13 protein-coding genes and 1 tRNA gene are annotated in these 17,304 nt (G+C 64.7%); all 14 read left to right on the forward strand.

The window, feature by feature from the left end; all coding sequences use genetic code 11:
• On the forward strand, window positions 1-321 hold a 321-nt coding region (locus EPA99_RS18480; RefSeq protein ID WP_484573119.1), incomplete at its 5' end, for an EF-Tu C-terminal domain-related protein.
• A gap of 135 nt (window positions 322-456) precedes the next feature.
• Window positions 457-532, forward strand: a tRNA-Trp gene (locus tag EPA99_RS18485).
• Between the two features lie 60 nt (window positions 533-592).
• Window positions 593-982: a preprotein translocase subunit SecE gene (secE, locus tag EPA99_RS18490; protein WP_129472738.1), complete on the forward strand. Its 390-nt coding sequence runs from the start codon at window positions 593-595 to the stop codon at window positions 980-982.
• A 13-nt stretch (window positions 983-995) separates the two neighbouring features.
• Entirely contained in the window at window positions 996-1,553 is a 558-nt protein-coding gene (gene nusG / locus EPA99_RS18495; RefSeq protein WP_129472739.1) for a transcription termination/antitermination protein NusG, read from the forward strand.
• A 196-nt stretch (window positions 1,554-1,749) separates the two neighbouring features.
• Window positions 1,750-2,178, forward strand: a complete 429-nt coding sequence (rplK, locus tag EPA99_RS18500; RefSeq protein WP_129472740.1) for a 50S ribosomal protein L11 — start codon at window positions 1,750-1,752, stop codon at window positions 2,176-2,178.
• A gap of 4 nt (window positions 2,179-2,182) precedes the next feature.
• Complete coding sequence (rplA, locus tag EPA99_RS18505) at window positions 2,183-2,881, forward strand: 50S ribosomal protein L1 (RefSeq protein ID WP_129472741.1); 699 nt, start codon at window positions 2,183-2,185, stop codon at window positions 2,879-2,881.
• A 417-nt stretch (window positions 2,882-3,298) separates the two neighbouring features.
• A complete protein-coding gene (gene rplJ, locus EPA99_RS18510) occupies window positions 3,299-3,832 on the forward strand; it encodes a 50S ribosomal protein L10 (protein ID WP_129472742.1) in 534 nt (177 codons plus the stop codon).
• Between the two features lie 57 nt (window positions 3,833-3,889).
• Window positions 3,890-4,258 carry a 50S ribosomal protein L7/L12 gene (rplL, locus tag EPA99_RS18515; RefSeq protein WP_129472743.1) on the forward strand — a complete coding sequence of 123 codons (369 nt, stop codon included), beginning with the start codon at window positions 3,890-3,892 and terminating at the stop codon, window positions 4,256-4,258.
• Window positions 4,259-4,594: 336 nt separating this feature from the next.
• A complete protein-coding gene (rpoB, locus tag EPA99_RS18520; protein WP_129472744.1) occupies window positions 4,595-8,782 on the forward strand; it encodes a DNA-directed RNA polymerase subunit beta in 4,188 nt (1,395 codons plus the stop codon).
• Window positions 8,783-8,892: 110 nt separating this feature from the next.
• Window positions 8,893-13,125, forward strand: a complete 4,233-nt coding sequence (gene rpoC / locus EPA99_RS18525; RefSeq protein ID WP_129472745.1) for a DNA-directed RNA polymerase subunit beta' — start codon at window positions 8,893-8,895, stop codon at window positions 13,123-13,125.
• A 239-nt stretch (window positions 13,126-13,364) separates the two neighbouring features.
• Window positions 13,365-13,739: a 30S ribosomal protein S12 gene (gene rpsL, locus EPA99_RS18530; RefSeq protein ID WP_129472746.1), complete on the forward strand. Its 375-nt coding sequence runs from the start codon at window positions 13,365-13,367 to the stop codon at window positions 13,737-13,739.
• Window positions 13,740-13,749: 10 nt separating this feature from the next.
• Entirely contained in the window at window positions 13,750-14,217 is a 468-nt protein-coding gene (rpsG, locus tag EPA99_RS18535) for a 30S ribosomal protein S7 (RefSeq protein WP_129472747.1), read from the forward strand.
• A 183-nt stretch (window positions 14,218-14,400) separates the two neighbouring features.
• Window positions 14,401-16,491, forward strand: coding sequence for an elongation factor G (fusA, locus tag EPA99_RS18540; protein ID WP_129472748.1), 2,091 nt, complete (start codon window positions 14,401-14,403; stop codon window positions 16,489-16,491).
• Between the two features lie 46 nt (window positions 16,492-16,537).
• A partial coding sequence (locus tag EPA99_RS18545) for an elongation factor Tu (RefSeq protein ID WP_129471694.1) occupies window positions 16,538-17,304 on the forward strand: 767 nt, incomplete at its 3' end.

Genomic DNA, 17,304 nt, shown 5'->3' on the forward strand with positions numbered 1-17,304 from the left:
CGTGGCCAGGTGCTGGCCAAGCCGGGTTCGATCAAGCCGCACACCGATTTCGAAGCCGAAGTCTATGTGCTGTCCAAGGACGAGGGTGGCCGTCATACGCCGTTCTTCAAGGGCTACCGTCCGCAGTTCTACTTCCGCACCACCGACATCACCGGTGCGATCGAGCTGCCGGAAGGCACCGAGATGGTGATGCCGGGCGACAACGTGAAGATGGTGGTCACGCTGATCAACCCGGTGGCGATGGACGAAGGTCTGCGCTTCGCGATCCGCGAAGGCGGCCGCACCGTCGGCGCCGGCGTCGTCGCCAAGATCATCAAGTAAGGTCCTTGCGATTGGGCGGTCACCCGATCGCCTGATCCCGCGAACGGCGGACCGGAACCTCGGTCCGCCTTCGTTGTCTGGGGATGATGTAAATCGCAGGACGTCGCATCGGGTCCTGCAGCAGTGTTTTTCCGTACGCCAGTAGCTCAATTGGCAGAGCAGCGGTCTCCAAAACCGCAGGTTGGGGGTTCGAGTCCCTCCTGGCGTGCCACCCTCCGGCCTTTGCCCCTCGCCGGTCGGGTCGACAAGGTGGGCGAGGCATAAGAGCCGGATGAACAGCAAGGTCGAACAATCCAAGACGGCAGCCTCCGCAGGCGACGTGGCCAAGTACGTCGTTGCGCTGGCGCTGGTGGTGGCAGGGCTGGTGGTCTGGTGGATGTTCGCTGGCCAGTGGGCGACCCCGCTGCGCGCGCTGGCGGTGGTGGTTGGGCTGGTGGCGGGCGCTGGCCTGTTCATCACGACGGCCAAGGGCCGGGACACGGTCGAATTCCTGTCCGAATCCCGTTTCGAGCTGCGCAAGGTGGTCTGGCCGACCCGCCAGGAAGCCATCCGCATGACCTGGGTTGTTGCCATCGTGGTCTCGGTCCTGAGCCTGATCCTGGCGGGCTTCGACTTCGCCATTCAGGCGCTCGTCGAAAAACTGTTCACCCTGGGTCGTTGAGGAGAAAGCCGCAGTGAAGCGTTGGTATGTCGTGCACGCCTACTCAGGCTTTGAGAAATCCGTCGCCCAGGCCCTGCGCGATCGCATCGCCCGCAATGGCATGGAAGAGAAGTTCGGCGACGTCCTGGTTCCCACCGAGGAAGTGGTGGAAATGCGCTCCGGCCAGAAGCGCCGTTCCGAGCGCAAGTTCTTCCCCGGCTACGTCCTGGTGCAGATCGAGACGCACGACGAGGCGGGCATCCCGCGCATGGACAACGAGTCCTGGCATCTGGTGAAGGAAACCGCGCGCGTGCTGGGCTTCATCGGCGGTACGGCCGACCGTCCGCTGCCGATCCGCGACGAGGAAGCCGCTGCGATCCTGGACCGCGTGCAGGAAGGCGTGGAAAAGCCGCGTCCGAAGGTGCTGTTCGAGGCCGGCGAAATGGTCCGCGTCACCGATGGCCCGTTCAACGACTTCAACGGCGTGGTGGAAGAGGTCAATTACGAGAAGAGCCGCCTGCGCGTGGCCGTGCTCATCTTCGGCCGCTCGACCCCGGTCGAGCTGGAATTCGGACAGGTCGAGAAGGCCTGACGGTCCGTCCAGGCGCCCAAGCGCGCCTGACGAAATCCTGATATAGTGCGCGGCTCCCTCGTGGATTTCCGCCAAGGGAGCCATGGCCGCCTTCGGGTGGCCATCGCTGCGTTCAAGAAGACGCGATGCCGGGACGCGTGATTCCCGGTCCGATGGGGAGCCTGAATCCAGGCGCTAGTACCCGGAGAACATTGAAATGGCAAAGAAAGTTGTCGGTTACATCAAGCTGCAGGTGAAGGCCGGTCAGGCCAACCCCTCGCCGCCGGTCGGTCCTGCGCTGGGTCAGCGCGGCCTGAACATCATGGAGTTCTGCAAGGCGTTCAACGCTGCAACCTCCAAGCTCGAGCCGGGTCTGCCGACCCCGGTCATCATCACGGCCTACTCGGACCGTACTTTCACCTTCGTGACCAAGTCGACCCCGGCGTCGGTGCTGCTGAAGAAGGCCGCGGGCATCAGCTCCGGTTCCAAGCGCCCGAACACCGAGAAGGTGGGCAAGGTCACCCGCAAGCAGCTGGAAGACATCGCCAATGCCAAGCAGGCCGACCTGACGGCGGCCGAGCTGGAAGCGGCGGTGCGCACGATTGCGGGCTCGGCCCGTTCCATGGGTCTGGTGGTGGAGGGCTAATCACATGGCAATGAACAAGCGACAGAAGGCCATCCTGGCCGCCGTGACCCCGGGCAAGGCCTACGCCGTTGACGAGGCCCTGAAGATTCTCAAGAGCGCCACCAAGGCCAAGTTCGTCGAGTCGATCGACGTGGCCGTGCGTCTGGGCGTGGACGCCAAGAAGTCCGACCAGCAGGTGCGCGGTTCGACCGTGCTGCCGGCCGGTACCGGCAAGTCGGTGCGCGTGGCGGTGTTCGCCCCGGCCGGCGCCAAGGCCGACGAAGCCCTGGCCGCTGGCGCCGAAGCTGTCGGCATGGACGACCTGGCCGAGAAGATGCAGGCCGGCGACCTGAACTACGACGTGGTCATCGCCACCCCGGACGCCATGCGCGTAGTCGGTAAGCTGGGTCAGGTCCTGGGCCCGCGCGGCCTGATGCCGAACCCGAAGGTCGGCACCGTCTCGCCGAACCCGGCCGAAGCCGTGAAGAACGCCAAGTCGGGCCAGGTGCGCTACCGCACCGACAAGGCCGGCATCATCCACTGCACCATCGGCAAGGCCTCCTTCGAGGACGAAGCCCTGGTGACCAACCTGCAGGCCCTGCTGGCCGACCTGGTCAAGGCCAAGCCCTCGACCGCCAAGGGCCAGTACCTGCAGAAGATCTCCCTCAGCTCGACCATGGGCCCCGGCGTGACCGTGGACCAGTCGTCGCTGAACCTGAAGTAAGAAACACAGGAACGAGTATCGAGAAACGAGAAACGAGTAAAAGCGAGACACCGTCCGCCACTCGTTCCTCGTTCCTCCCCACTCGTTCCTGCATTTGAGGGCGGTCCGCAGCGCAAGCCGCGGACAGCCGTCAAAGACCGCAGGCGCGGTCGGCGCACATCGATGACGGGCACGGGAAGCTCGGTACGGCAGGGAGTCGCCGTCGATGGAAGCGAGATCGCTTAATCCGGTTCCGAGTGGAATCGCGCCCGCGTAGATGGTGCCGCCTTTTGGAAGTTTTCTGGTCAGACCTCCGTCCAGCCAGGCAGAAAGGCCACCACCGGGATGTGTCGTGCATCCCCGGCCCCCAAGGACGGGAGCTGCTCAGGACCGCAAGCGGCAGGAGCCGTGAGCGGAGTTCACAATGAGGAGTGATTAATGGCTCTCAATCTGTCCCAGAAGCAGGAAGTCGTCGCCGAGCTGGCAGAAGTCGCCGCGAAGGCCCACTCCTTGGTTGCTGTTGAGTACGCAGGCACCACGGTCAGTCAGATGACCGCGATGCGCAAGCAGGCTCGTGATACCGGTGTGTACTTGCGCGTTGTCAAGAACACCCTGGCCGCACGTGCCGTGGAAGGTACCGAATACGAGTGCACCAAGGACTCGCTGATCGGCCCCCTGCTGTATGCGTTCTCGACCGAGGAGCCCGGCGCCGCCGGTCGCCTGATCAAGGAATTCGCCAAGACCAACGACAAGCTCAAGCCGAAGGTCGTCGCCGTCGGCGGCCAGCTGTACCCGGCCAGCCACGTCGAAGTCCTGGCTTCGCTGCCCACGCTCGACCAGGCCCTGGCCATGGTCGCACGCGCCCTGGCCGAACCCGCCGCGATGTTTGCCCGTGCCGTCAAGGCCGTGGCCGACCAGCAGGGCGGTGGCGATCAGGCGCCTGCCGAAGAAGCAGCGGCCGAAACGGCCTAAGTTCGACCTGTCGGTTCAACGAACCCCATTCCAGATAACTTTTTAAAGGTAATCACAATGTCCCTTACCAACGAGCAGATCGTCGACGCCATCGCCGAGAAGTCCCTGATGGAAGTGATGGAGCTGGTCAAGGCCATCGAAGACAAGTTCGGCGTCTCCGCCGCCGCCCCCGTCGCCGTGGCTGCCGCCGCTGGCCCGGCCGCCGCCGTCGAAGAGCAGACCGAGTTCACCCTGGTGCTGAAGAGCGCTGGCGACAAGAAGGTCGACGTCATCAAGGCCGTGCGCGCCGTGACCGGCCTGGGCCTGAAGGAAGCCAAGGACCTCACCGAGGCCGGCGGCGTCCTGAAGGAAGGCCTGTCGAAGGAAGATGCCGAGAAGGCCAAGAAGGATTTCGAGGCCATCGGCGCTTCGGTCGAGCTGAAGTAATCGCAATTCGTCGCCAGGTTCCATCGGCGACATCCAAAGGCCGGGGGCGCAAGCCCCTGGCCTTCGGTCGTTGTTCCAATGAGGTGTTGTAAACCGCGTGGCGGGCGGTCACCGAGCCCGGCGGTCGTATGCAGTGATGTTGTAGATCAGCAAGTTGCAGTCCTAGCTCAGCTTGACGTGGTCAAGAAACCCACGAGTTGGTAGTTGGAAGTAGCGGGAGATGGCGTGCTGGTGCCGGCAATACCAGCGACTTCCAACTGACAGTTCTCCCCATTCGCAATGAATGTTCCCCGGGGTAGCGGACGCGCTGCCCCCCGATGCCAGAGGCACAGTCACATGACGACATACTCGTTCACCGAGAAGAAGCGCATCCGTAAGGACTTCGGCAAGCAGCGGTCGATCCTCGAGGTCCCGTTCCTGCTCGCCATCCAGGTCGACTCCTACCGCGAGTTCCTGCAGGAAAACATCGAGCCGGCCAAGCGCGAGGACCGTGGCCTGCACGCCGCGCTCAAGTCCGTGTTCCCGATTTCCAGCTACAGCGGCAACGCGGCGCTGGAGTACGTGGGCTACAAGCTGGGCGAGCCGGTGTTCGACGAGCGTGAATGCCGTCAGCGTGGCATGAGCTACGGCGCGCCGCTGCGCGTGACCGTGCGCCTGGTCATCTATGACCGCGAGTCCTCGACCAAGGCCATCAAGTACGTAAAGGAGCAGGAGGTCTATCTGGGCGAGATTCCGCTCATGACCGAGAACGGCACCTTCATCGTCAACGGCACCGAGCGCGTCATCGTCTCCCAGCTGCACCGCTCGCCGGGTGTGTTCTTCGACCACGACCGTGGCAAGACCCACAGCTCGGGCAAGCTGCTGTACAGCGCCCGCATCATTCCTTACCGCGGCTCCTGGCTGGACTTCGAGTTCGACCCGAAGGACGCGCTGTTCACCCGTATCGACCGTCGCCGCAAGCTGCCGGTCACGATCCTGCTGCGCGCGCTGGGCTACTCCAACGAGGAGATGCTCAACCACTTCTTCGAGATCAACACCTTCCACATCCTCAGCGAAGGCGTGCAGCTGGAGCTGGTGGCCGAGCGCCTGCGTGGCGAAACGCTGGGCTTCGACCTGGCCGACGGCGACAAGGTCATCGTGGAAGCCGGCAAGCGCATCACCGCGCGCCACGTCAAGCAGCTGGAAGCCGCCGGCGTTGCCGCCCTGGCCGTGCCGGACGACTATCTGGTCGGCCGCATCCTGTCGCACGACGTCATCGACGCGTCCACCGGCGAGCTGCTGGCCAACGCCAATGACGAGATCACCGACGAGCAGCTGACCAAGTTCCGCGCCGCCGGCGTGGAAGCGGTGGGCACGCTGTGGGTCAACGACCTGGACCGTGGCGCATATCTGTCCAACACCCTGCGCATCGACCCGACCCGCACCCAGCTGGAGGCGCTGGTCGAGATCTACCGCATGATGCGTCCGGGCGAGCCGCCGACGAAGGACGCCGCGCAGAACCTGTTCCACAACCTGTTCTTCACCTTCGAGCGCTACGACCTGTCCTCGGTCGGCCGCATGAAGTTCAACCGTCGCGTGGGCCGCAAGGAAACCACCGGCGAGTCCGTGCTGTACGACCACAAGTACTTCAGCGTCCGCAACGAGGAAGAGTCCAAGCGCCTGGTCGCCACCAACGGCGAAACCTCGGACATCCTGGACGTGATTTCGGTCCTGACCGAGATCCGCAACGGTCGCGGCGTGGTCGATGACATCGATCACCTGGGTAACCGTCGCGTGCGCTCGGTCGGCGAAATGGCCGAGAACGTGTTCCGCGTGGGCCTGGTCCGCGTCGAGCGCGCGGTGAAGGAGCGCCTGTCGATGGCCGAGTCCGAAGGCCTGACCCCGCAGGAGCTGATCAACGCCAAGCCGGTGGCCGCCGCGATCAAGGAGTTCTTCGGCTCCTCGCAGCTGTCCCAGTTCATGGACCAGAACAACCCGCTGTCGGAAGTTACGCACAAGCGTCGCGTTTCGGCGCTGGGCCCGGGCGGCCTGACCCGCGAGCGCGCCGGCTTCGAAGTGCGCGACGTGCACCCGACCCACTACGGCCGCGTCTGCACCATCGAGACCCCGGAAGGCCCGAACATCGGCCTGATCAACTCGCTGGCTGTGTACGCCCGCACCAACTCGTATGGCTTCCTCGAGACGCCGTACCGCAAGGTCGTGGACGGCGTGATCACCGACGAGATCGAGTACCTGTCGGCGATCGAGGAGAACGAGTACGTCATCGCCCAGGCCAACGCCCTGACCGATGCCAAGGGCGCGCTGACCGAGCAGTTCGTGCCGTGCCGCTTCCAGGGCGAGTCGCTGCTCAAGCCGCCGCTGGACGTGCACTTCATGGACGTCTCGCCGATGCAGACCGTGTCCATCGCCGCGGCGCTGGTGCCGTTCCTGGAGCACGATGACGCCAACCGCGCACTGATGGGCGCCAACATGCAGCGCCAGGCCGTGCCGACGCTGCGTGCGCAGAAGCCGCTGGTCGGTACCGGCATCGAGCGCGCCGTGGCGCGCGACTCGGGCGTGACCGTGAACGCCCGCCGTGGTGGCGTGATCGAGCAGATCGACGCCGGCCGCATCGTGGTCAAGGTGGTCGAGGACGAAATCTCCGGCGAGCACGATGCCGGCGTGGATATCTACAACCTCATCAAGTACACCCGTTCCAACCAGAACACCTGCATCAACCAGCGTCCGCGCGTGAACGTGGGCGACGTGGTGTCGCGTGGCGACGTGCTGGCCGACGGTCCGTCCACCGACATCGGCGAGCTGGCCCTGGGCCAGAACATGCTGATCGCGTTCATGCCCTGGAACGGCTACAACTTCGAAGACTCCATCCTGCTCTCCGAGCGCGTGGTGGAAGAGGATCGCTACACCACGATCCACATCGAAGAGCTGACCTGCGTGGCGCGCGACACCAAGCTGGGGCCGGAAGAGATCTCGGCCGACATCCCCAACGTCTCGGAGAGCGCGCTGAACCGCCTCGACGAGTCGGGCGTGGTGTACATCGGTGCGGAAGTGCGCGCCGGCGACATCATGGTCGGCAAGGTCACGCCGAAGGGCGAGAGCCAGCTGACCCCGGAAGAGAAGCTGCTGCGGGCGATCTTCGGCGAGAAGGCCTCGGACGTGAAGGACAGCTCGCTGCGCGTGCCGCCGGGCATGGACGGCACCGTCATCGACGTGCAGGTCTTCACCCGCGATGGCATCGAGAAGGACAAGCGCGCCCGCCAGATCGAGGATTCGGAGATCAAGCGCGTCAAGAAGGACTTCGACGACCAGTTCCGCATCCTGGAGAGCGCGATCTTCGCCCGCCTGCGTTCGCAGCTGGTCGGCAAGGTCGCCAACGGTGGTCCCGGCCTGAAGAAGGGCGATGGCATCTCCGACGAGTACCTGGACGGCCTGAAGAAGTCCGACTGGTTCGCCATCCGCATGAAGGATGACGATGCTGCCGACGCCATCGAGCGCGCCCAGAAGCAGATCCAGGCGCACGAGAAGGAGTTCGAGCGTCGCTTCGCCGACAAGCGCGGCAAGATCACCGCCGGCGACGATCTCGCCCCGGGCGTGCTGAAGATGGTCAAGGTGTTCCTGGCCGTGAAGCGCCGCATCCAGCCGGGCGACAAGATGGCTGGCCGCCACGGCAACAAGGGTGTGGTCTCCAACGTGGTGCCGGTCGAGGACATGCCGTACATGGCCGATGGCCAGACCGTGGACATCGCGCTGAACCCGCTGGGCGTGCCCTCGCGTATGAACATCGGCCAGATTCTGGAAGTGCATCTGGGCTGGGCCGCCAAGGGCCTGGGCAAGCGCATCCAGAACATGCTCGACCAGCAGCGCGCGGTCAGCGAGCTGCGCGAGTTCCTCGGCAAGATCTACAACCACGACTCGGCCCTGGCCGGCGATCGCGTGGAACTGGATCAGTTCACCGATGCGGAGTTGATCGAGCTGGCCAAGAACCTGACCGACGGCGTGCCGATGGCCACCCCGGTGTTCGACGGTGCGCACGAGGACGAACTGCGGGCGATGCTCAACCTGGCCTACCCCGATGGCGCGCCGGAGACCGAGCTGCTGGGCTTCAACGCCAGCAAGACGCAGATGCAGCTGTACGACGGCCGCACCGGCGAGGCGTTCGACCGCAAGACCACCGTGGGCTACATGCACTACCTGAAGCTGAACCACCTGGTCGACGACAAGATGCACGCCCGTTCGACCGGTCCGTACTCGCTCGTCACCCAGCAGCCGCTGGGCGGCAAGGCGCAGTTCGGTGGCCAGCGCTTCGGTGAGATGGAAGTCTGGGCGCTGGAAGCCTACGGCGCGGCGCACACCCTGCAGGAAATGCTGACGGTCAAGTCCGACGACGTGCAGGGCCGCAACCAGATGTACAAGAACATCGTCGACGGTGAGCACGAGACGGTCGCGGGCATGCCGGAATCCTTCAACGTCCTGGTGAAGGAAATCCGCTCGCTGGCCATCAACATGGAACTGGAAGACAACTGAGGTTCGGGATTGCGGGTCGGGGACCGGGGAGTGGCCAATGCCGCTCCTCCGGTCCCGGATCCTCGCTCTGACGAATCCCCAATCTCGAATTCCGAATCCCGGAGAAACTCATGAAAGACCTGCTCAACCTCTTCAACCAGCAGCGCCAGACGCTGGACTTCGACGCGATCAAGATCGCGCTGGCCTCGCCGGACCTGATCCGCTCGTGGTCCTTCGGCGAAGTGAAGAAGCCGGAAACCATCAACTACCGTACCTTCAAGCCCGAGCGCGACGGCCTGTTCTGCGCCGCCATCTTCGGGCCGATCAAGGACTACGAGTGCCTGTGCGGCAAGTACAAGCGCATGAAGCACCGCGGCGTGGTCTGCGAGAAGTGCGGCACGGAAGTGACCCTGGCCAAGGTGCGCCGCGAGCGCATGGGCCATATCGACCTGGCCTCGCCGGTGGCGCACATCTGGTTCCTCAAGTCGCTGCCTTCGCGCATCGGCCTGATGCTGGACATGACCCTGCGCGATATCGAGCGCGTGCTGTACTTCGAAGCCTTCGTGGTGACCGAGCCGGGCCTGACCCCGCTGGAGCGCCGCCAGCTGCTGACCGAAGAGCAGTACATGACCGCCCGCCAGGAGCACGGCGATGACTTCGACGCCGCGATGGGCGCCGAGGCCGTCTACGACCTGCTGCGCACGATCGACCTGCAGTCGGAAATGGTGACCCTGCGCGAGGAAATCGCCAGCACCGGTTCGGAGACCAAGCTCAAGCGCCTGACCAAGCGCATCAAGCTGATCGAAGCCTTCCTCGAGTCGGGCAACCGGCCTGAGTGGATGGTCATGACCGTGCTGCCGGTGCTGCCGCCGGACCTGCGTCCGCTGGTGCCGCTGGATGGCGGCCGCTTCGCGACCTCGGACCTGAACGATCTGTACCGCCGCGTCATCAACCGCAATAACCGCCTGCGTCGCCTGCTGGAGCTCAATGCGCCGGACATCATCGTGCGCAACGAAAAGCGCATGCTGCAGGAGTCGGTGGATGCGCTGCTGGACAACGGCCGTCGCGGCCGTGCCATCACCGGCACCAACAAGCGTCCTCTGAAGTCGCTGGCCGACATGATCAAGGGCAAGCAGGGCCGGTTCCGCCAGAACCTGCTCGGCAAGCGCGTGGACTACTCCGGCCGTTCGGTCATCGTGGTCGGCCCGTACCTGAAGCTGCACCAGTGCGGCCTGCCGAAGAAGATGGCGCTGGAGCTGTTCAAGCCGTTCGTGTTCGCCAAGCTGCAGCGTCGCGGCCTGGCCACCACCATCAAGGCCGCCAAGAAGCTGGTCGAGCGCGAGGAAGGCGAAGTCTGGGACATCCTGGAAGAAGTCATCCGCGAGCACCCGGTGCTGCTGAACCGCGCGCCGACCCTGCACCGCCTGGGCATCCAGGCGTTCGAGCCGGTGCTGATCGAGGGCAAGGCCATCCAGCTGCACCCGCTGGTCTGCACCGCGTTCAACGCCGACTTCGACGGTGACCAGATGGCCGTCCACGTGCCGCTCTCGCTGGAAGCCCAGCTGGAAGCGCGCGCGCTGATGATGTCCTCCAACAACATCCTCTCCCCGGCCAACGGCGAGCCGATCATCGTGCCCTCGCAGGACGTGGTGCTTGGCCTGTACTACCTGACCCGCGCCCTGGAGAACAAGGCGGGCGAGGGCATGGTGTTCGCCAACGTCGCCGAGGTGAAGCGCGCCTACGACAACCGCGTGGTCGAGCTGCACGCCAAGGTCAAGGTCCGCATCAGCGAGACGGTGATCGACGAGGACGGTGGCCGCGAGAAGAAGACCTCGATCGTGGACACCACGGTCGGTCGTGCGCTGCTGGCCGAAATCCTGCCCGATGGCCTGCCGTTCGCGCTGGCCAACGTCGAGCTGACCAAGAAGAACATCTCGCGCCTGATCAACTCCAGCTACCGTCGTCTCGGCCTGAAGGACACGGTCGTGTTCGCCGACAAGCTGATGTACACCGGCTTCCACTACGCCACCCGTGCCGGCGTGTCGATCGGTATCGACGACATGCTGATCCCGGACGAGAAGAAGGGCATCCTCACCGAGGCCGAGGCCGAGGTGCTGGAGATCCAGGAGCAGTACCAGTCCGGTCTGGTCACCGCCGGCGAGCGCTACAACAAGGTGGTGGACATCTGGTCGCGCACCAACGAGCGCATCGCCAAGGCGATGATGGACACCATCGGTACCGAGAAGGTCCAGAACGCCAAGGGCGAGACCATCGACCAGAAGTCGATGAACTCGCTGTACATCATGGCCGACTCCGGCGCCCGTGGTAGCCAGGCCCAGATCCGTCAGCTGGCCGGTATGCGCGGCCTGATGGCGCGTCCGGATGGTTCGATCATCGAAACGCCCATCAAGGCGAACTTCCGCGAAGGCCTGAACGTGCAGGAGTACTTCAACTCCACCCACGGTGCCCGTAAGGGTCTGGCCGATACCGCGCTGAAGACCGCCAACTCCGGTTACCTGACCCGTCGCCTGGTCGACGTGGCCCAGGACGTGGTGATCACCGAGGTCGACTGCGGCACCACCGAAGGCCTGACCATGACCCCGATCGTGGAAGGCGGCGACGTGGTCGAGCCGCTGCGCGACCGCGTGCTGGGTCGCGTGGTGGCCGAGGACGTGTTCCTGCCGGGCAACGACGAGGATCCGATCGTCACCCGCAACACGCTGCTGGACGAGCAGTGGGTGCAGAAGCTGGAAGACGCCAGCGTGCAGTCGCTGAAGGTCCGTTCGACCATCACCTGCGCCTCGGACTTCGGCGTGTGCGCGCATTGCTACGGCCGCGACCTGGCCCGTGGCCACATCGTCAACATCGGTGAAGCGGTCGGCGTCATCGCCGCCCAGTCCATCGGCGAGCCCGGCACGCAGCTGACCATGCGTACCTTCCACATCGGTGGTGCCGCATCGCGTGCCGCCGCCGTGGACAACATCACGGTCAAGACCACCGGCTCGGTGAAGTTCAACAACCTCAAGTCGGTCGAACACGCCAACGGCTCGCTGGTCGCCGTGTCGCGTTCGGGCGAACTGTCGGTGCTGGACGCCCATGGCCGCGAGCGCGAGCGCTACAAGCTGACCTACGGCGCCAACATCACCGTCAAGGATGGCGATGCGGTCAAGGCTGGCCAGACCGTGGCCAACTGGGACCCGCATAACCACCCGATCGTCTCGGAAGTGGCTGGTTTCGTGAAGTTCGTGGACTTCGTTGACGGCATCACCGTCATCGAGAAGACCGACGAGCTGACCGGCCTGGCCTCGCGCGAGATCACCGATCCCAAGCGTCGTGGCTCGCAGGGCAAGGACCTGCGTCCGCTGGTGCGCATCGTCGATGCCAAGGGCAATGACCTGAACATCCCGGGCACCGACATGCCGGCGCAGTACCTGCTGCCGCCGCGCTCGGTGGTGAACCTGCAGGACGGCGCGCCGGTCGGCGTGGGCGACGTGGTCACTAAGGTGCCGCAGGAAGCCTCCAAGACCCGCGACATCACCGGTGGTCTGCCGCGCGTGGCCGATCTGTTCGAGGCGCGCAAGCCGAAGGATCCGGCGATCCTGGCCGAGCGCTCGGGCATCATCAGCTTCGGCAAGGACACCAAGGGCAAGCAGCGCCTGATCATCAAGGACACCGATGGGTCCGAGCACGAGGAGCTGATTCCGAAGTTCCGCCAGATCATCGTGTTCGAAGGCGAGCACGTGGCCAAGGGCGAAACCATCGTGGACGGCGAGCCCTCGCCGCAGGACATCCTGCGCCTGCTGGGCATCGAGCCGCTGGCGGCCTATCTGGTCAAGGAAATCCAGGACGTCTACCGCCTGCAGGGCGTGAAGATCAACGACAAGCACATCGAGGTGATCACCCGCCAGATGCTGCGCAAGGTGGAAATCACCGATGCGGGCAACAGCAAGTTCCTGGCCGGTGAGCAGGTCGAGAAGCAGCGGATGATCGAGGAGAACGCCAAGCTGGTCGCTCGCAACGAGCTGCCGGCCCAGGCCGATCCGGTCCTGTTGGGCATCACCAAGGCCTCGCTGGCGACCGAGTCGTTCATCTCGGCGGCTTCCTTCCAGGAAACCACCCGCGTGCTGACCGAGGCCGCCGTGCGCGGGACCAAGGACAGCCTGCGTGGCCTGAAGGAGAACGTGATCGTCGGCCGCCTGATCCCGGCCGGTACCGGTCTGGCGTACCACAACCAGCGCCGTCGCAACGCCTCGGGTCTGACCGAGTCGGAAATGGCGGCCCTGGCCGGTGGTGGCAGTGCCGAGGCCGCCGTGGCCGAAGCCCCGGCCGCCACCGAGGCTCCGTCGGACTCCGACCAGGCCTGATAGCCACAGGACTCCGCCCGGTCCTTTAAGGCCGGGTGGCGCCAGGTGAAATGGGGGGCAGGACGCCCCCCGTGTTCCCGGCCTTCGGAAGGGCCAATGGCAGGGCAGGGCGCACGTCGGTTGACGGCGCTTTTTCATGCCAGCTATACTCTCCTGTCTCGGCAGGCCGGATTGCGGCCTGCCGTCGTTTTCACGCGAAAGGCGTCGGGCCTTTCCAGCACAAGAATCCATATACCAAGATGGCAACGATCAACCAGCTGGTTCGCAAGCCGCGTCAGGCCGCGACCTACAAGAGCGCTTCTCCGGCGCTGGACAAGTGCCCGCAGCGCCGTGGCGTCTGCACCCGCGTCTACACCACCACCCCGAAGAAGCCGAACTCGGCGCTGCGCAAGGTGGCCAAGGTGCGTCTGACCAATCAGGAAGAAGTCATCAGCTACATCGGTGGCGAAGGTCACAACCTGCAGGAGCACTCCGTGGTCCTGATCCGCGGTGGCCGTGTAAAGGACCTGCCGGGTGTGCGTTACCACACCGTGCGCGGTTCGCTTGACGCCGCCGGCGTCGCCAAGCGCCGCCAGGCGCGCTCCAAGTACGGCGCCAAGCGTCCGAAGGCCTGAGGAATAGACAATGTCGCGTAAAGGTTCCGCCCCCCAGCGTAGCGTCCTGCCCGATCCCAAGCACGGCAGCCAGACCATTGCCCGCTTCATCAACATGGTGATGTTGAGCGGCAAGAAGTCCGTCGCCGAGAAGATCGTCTACGGCGCCATGGACGTCATCGGCGAGAAGAATCCCAATGCCCTCGAGCTGGTCGAGAAGGCGCTGGACAACGTCGCGCCGGCCGTCGAGGTCAAGTCGCGCCGCGTCGGTGGTGCCACCTACCAGGTGCCGGTCGAAGTGCGTTCCTCGCGCAAGATGGCCCTGGCCATGCGCTGGCTGATCGAGTCGGCCCGCAAGCGTGGCGAGAACACCATGCCGCGCAAGCTGGCCGCTGAGCTGGTCGACGCCTCGGAAAACCGTGGCGGCGCCATCAAGAAGCGTGAAGAAACCCATCGTATGGCAGAAGCCAACAAGGCCTTTGCGCACTACCGCTGGTAATTGCAATGCCGGGGCTTGAGTTCATGGCCCCAGGCGCCATCTAGGCGCTACATCGCGGTGATCGCCGCGCAAGTCCCCGAAGGCCGCCCACAAGGCGGCGTTCGGTCTTTAGGAATCTGGTGATCAGCGCCCCTGTCCGCATCTTCGTATGCGGCGTTCTTTCAACATAGAGAGAGATCTGTCGTGGCTCGCACCACTCCCATCGAGCGTTACCGCAACTTCGGCATCATGGCCCACATCGACGCGGGCAAGACCACCACGTCGGAGCGCATCCTGTTCTACACCGGCGTCAGCCACAAGATCGGTGAAGTGCACGATGGCGCCGCCACGATGGACTGGATGGAGCAGGAGCAGGAGCGTGGCATCACGATCACCTCTGCTGCGACCACCGCGTTCTGGACCGGCATGGACAAGTCCCTGCCGCAGCACCGCTTCAACATCATCGACACCCCCGGCCACGTCGACTTCACCATCGAAGTCGAGCGCTCGCTGCGCGTGCTCGACGGTGCGGTGTTCGTGCTGTGCGCCGTCGGTGGCGTGCAGCCGCAGTCCGAGACCGTCTGGCGCCAGGCCAACAAGTACTCGGTGCCGCGCATGGCCTTCGTCAACAAGATGGACCGCACCGGTGCCAACTTCGACAAGGTCGTGGAGCAGCTGAAGTCGCGCCTGGGCGCCTACGCCGTGCCGATGCAGGTGCCGATCGGTGCCGAGGACGGCTTCGAGGGCGTGGTCGACCTGCTGAAGATGAAGGCCGTCCATTGGGACAGCGCCTCGCAGGGCACCAAGTTCGAGTACCGCGACATTCCCGCCGAGCTGCAGAGCCGGTCGGAAGAGGCGCGCTCGTTCATGGTCGAGGCTGCGGCCGAGGCCAGCGAAGAGCTGATGGACAAGTACCTGACCGAGGGCGAGCTGTCCGAGGCGGAGATCATCGAAGGTCTGCGTGCCCGTACCCTGCGCGTGGAAATCGTGCCGGTCTACTGCGGTACCGCGTTCAAGAACAAGGGCGTGCAGGCCATGCTCGACGGCGTGATCCAGCTGCTGCCGTCGCCGGTGGATCGTCCGCCGGTGCAGGGCATCGACGAGAACGAGAAGGAAGACAGCCGCAAGGCGGGCGACAACGAGCCGTTCTCGGCGCTGGCGTTCAAGATCATGACCGACCCGTTCGTGGGTTCGCTGACCTTCTTCCGCGTGTACTCTGGCGTGCTGAGTTCGGGCGATGCGGTCTACAACCCGGTCAAGTCGAAGAAGGAGCGCGTGGGCCGCATCCTGCAGATGCACTCCAACAACCGCGAGGAGATCAAGGAAGTGCGCGCGGGCGACATCGCTGCGGCGGTGGGCCTGAAGGACGTCACCACCGGCGACACGCTGTGCTCGCAGGATCACATCATCACCCTGGAGCGCATGGTGTTCCCGGAGCCGGTGATCTCCATGGCGGTGGAGCCCAAGACCAAGTCCGACCAGGAGAAGATGGGCCTGGCCCTGGGTCGCCTGGCGCAGGAAGATCCGTCGTTCCGCGTCAAGACCGACGAAGAGTCCGGCCAGACCATCATCGCCGGCATGGGCGAGCTGCACCTGGAAATCATCGTCGACCGCATGAAGCGCGAATTCAACGTCGAGGCCAACGTCGGCAAGCCGCAGGTGGCCTACCGCGAGACGATCCGCAAGGGCGTCAAGCAGGAAGGCAAGTTCGTGCGTCAGTCCGGTGGTCGCGGCCAGTACGGCCACATCGTCATCGAGATGGAGCCGGCCGAGCGTGGCGCGGGCTTCAGCTACGAGAGCGCGATCGTCGGTGGCGTGGTGCCAAAGGAATACGTCGCCGCCGCCGGTAAGGGCATCGAGGACGCGATGAAGAGCGGCCCGCTGGCCGGCTTCCCGGTGGTCGACGTGGCCATCAAGGCCGTCGACGGTTCGTTCCACGACGTGGACTCCAACGAAATGGCGTTCAAGGTCGCCGGCTCGATGGCGTTCAAGGAAGCCTTCTCCAAGGCATCGCCGGTCCTGCTGGAGCCGATGATGAAGGTCGAGATCGTCACCCCGGAGGACTACCTGGGCGACGTGATGGGCGACGTGAGTCGTCGTCGCGGCATTCTGCAGGGCCAGGACGACAACCCGTCCGGCAAGCAGATCAACGCGATGGTGCCGCTGGGCGAAATGTTCGGCTACGCCACCACGCTGCGCTCGATGTCGCAGGGTCGCGCGACGTTCTCGATGGAGTTCGACCACTACGCCGAAGCGCCGGCCAACATCGCCGAAGCGGTCACCAAGAAGAACTGATCGCGTACCGCATCGCATCCATACACACATTTGAGGGATAACGACAATGGCAAAGGGTAAGTTCGAGCGCACCAAGCCGCACGTGAATGTGGGCACCATCGGTCACGTTGACCATGGCAAGACCACGCTGACCGCCGCACTGACCAAGGTCGGCGCCGAGCGTTTCGGTGGCGAGTTCAAGGCTTATGACGCGATCGACGCCGCTCCGGAAGAGAAGGCGCGCGGCATCACGATCTCCACCGCGCACGTGGAATACGAATCGACGATTCGTCACTACGCGCACGTGGATTGCCCGGGTCACGCCGACTACGTCAAGAACATGATCACCGGTGCGGCGCAGATGGACGGCGCGATCCTGGTGTGCTCGGCCGCCGACGGCCCGATGCCGCAGACCCGCGAGCACATCCTGCTCTCTCGCCAGGTCGGCGTGCCGTACATCGTGGTGTTCCTGAACAAGGCCGACATGGTCGACGACGCCGAGCTGCTCGAGCTGGTCGAGATGGAAGTGCGTGAGCTGCTGAGCAAGTACGACTTCCCGGGCGATGACACCCCGATCATCTCCGGTTCGGCCCGCCTGGCGCTGGAAGGCGACCAGAGCGAGATCGGCGTGCCGGCGATCCTGAAGCTGGTCGAGGCGCTGGACACCTGGATCCCGGAGCCGGAGCGCGACATCGACAAGTCGTTCCTGATGCCGGTGGAAGACGTGTTCTCGATCTCCGGCCGCGGCACCGTGGTGACCGGTCGTATCGAGCGCGGCGTGATCAAGGTCGGCGAGGAAATCGAGATCGTCGGTATCCGTCCGGTGCAGAAGAC

The sequence above is a fragment of the Pseudoxanthomonas composti genome, from assembly GCF_004122095.1.
GTDB lineage: Bacteria > Pseudomonadota > Gammaproteobacteria > Xanthomonadales > Xanthomonadaceae > Pseudoxanthomonas_A > Pseudoxanthomonas_A composti.

Excerpts from the sequence above, each read along its gene's own strand:
- secE (WP_129472738.1), top strand. The coding sequence starts at position 593 with ATGAACAGCAAGGTCGAACAATCCAAGACGGCAGCCTCCGCAGGCGAC.
- rplK (WP_129472740.1), top strand. The coding sequence starts at position 1,750 with ATGGCAAAGAAAGTTGTCGGTTACATCAAGCTGCAGGTGAAGGCCGGT.
- rplA (WP_129472741.1), top strand. The coding sequence starts at position 2,183 with ATGGCAATGAACAAGCGACAGAAGGCCATCCTGGCCGCCGTGACCCCG.
- rplJ (WP_129472742.1), top strand. The coding sequence starts at position 3,299 with ATGGCTCTCAATCTGTCCCAGAAGCAGGAAGTCGTCGCCGAGCTGGCA.
- rplL (WP_129472743.1), top strand. The coding sequence starts at position 3,890 with ATGTCCCTTACCAACGAGCAGATCGTCGACGCCATCGCCGAGAAGTCC.
- rpoB (WP_129472744.1), top strand. The coding sequence starts at position 4,595 with ATGACGACATACTCGTTCACCGAGAAGAAGCGCATCCGTAAGGACTTC.
- rpoC (WP_129472745.1), top strand. The coding sequence starts at position 8,893 with ATGAAAGACCTGCTCAACCTCTTCAACCAGCAGCGCCAGACGCTGGAC.
- rpsL (WP_129472746.1), top strand. The coding sequence starts at position 13,365 with ATGGCAACGATCAACCAGCTGGTTCGCAAGCCGCGTCAGGCCGCGACC.
- rpsG (WP_129472747.1), top strand. The coding sequence starts at position 13,750 with ATGTCGCGTAAAGGTTCCGCCCCCCAGCGTAGCGTCCTGCCCGATCCC.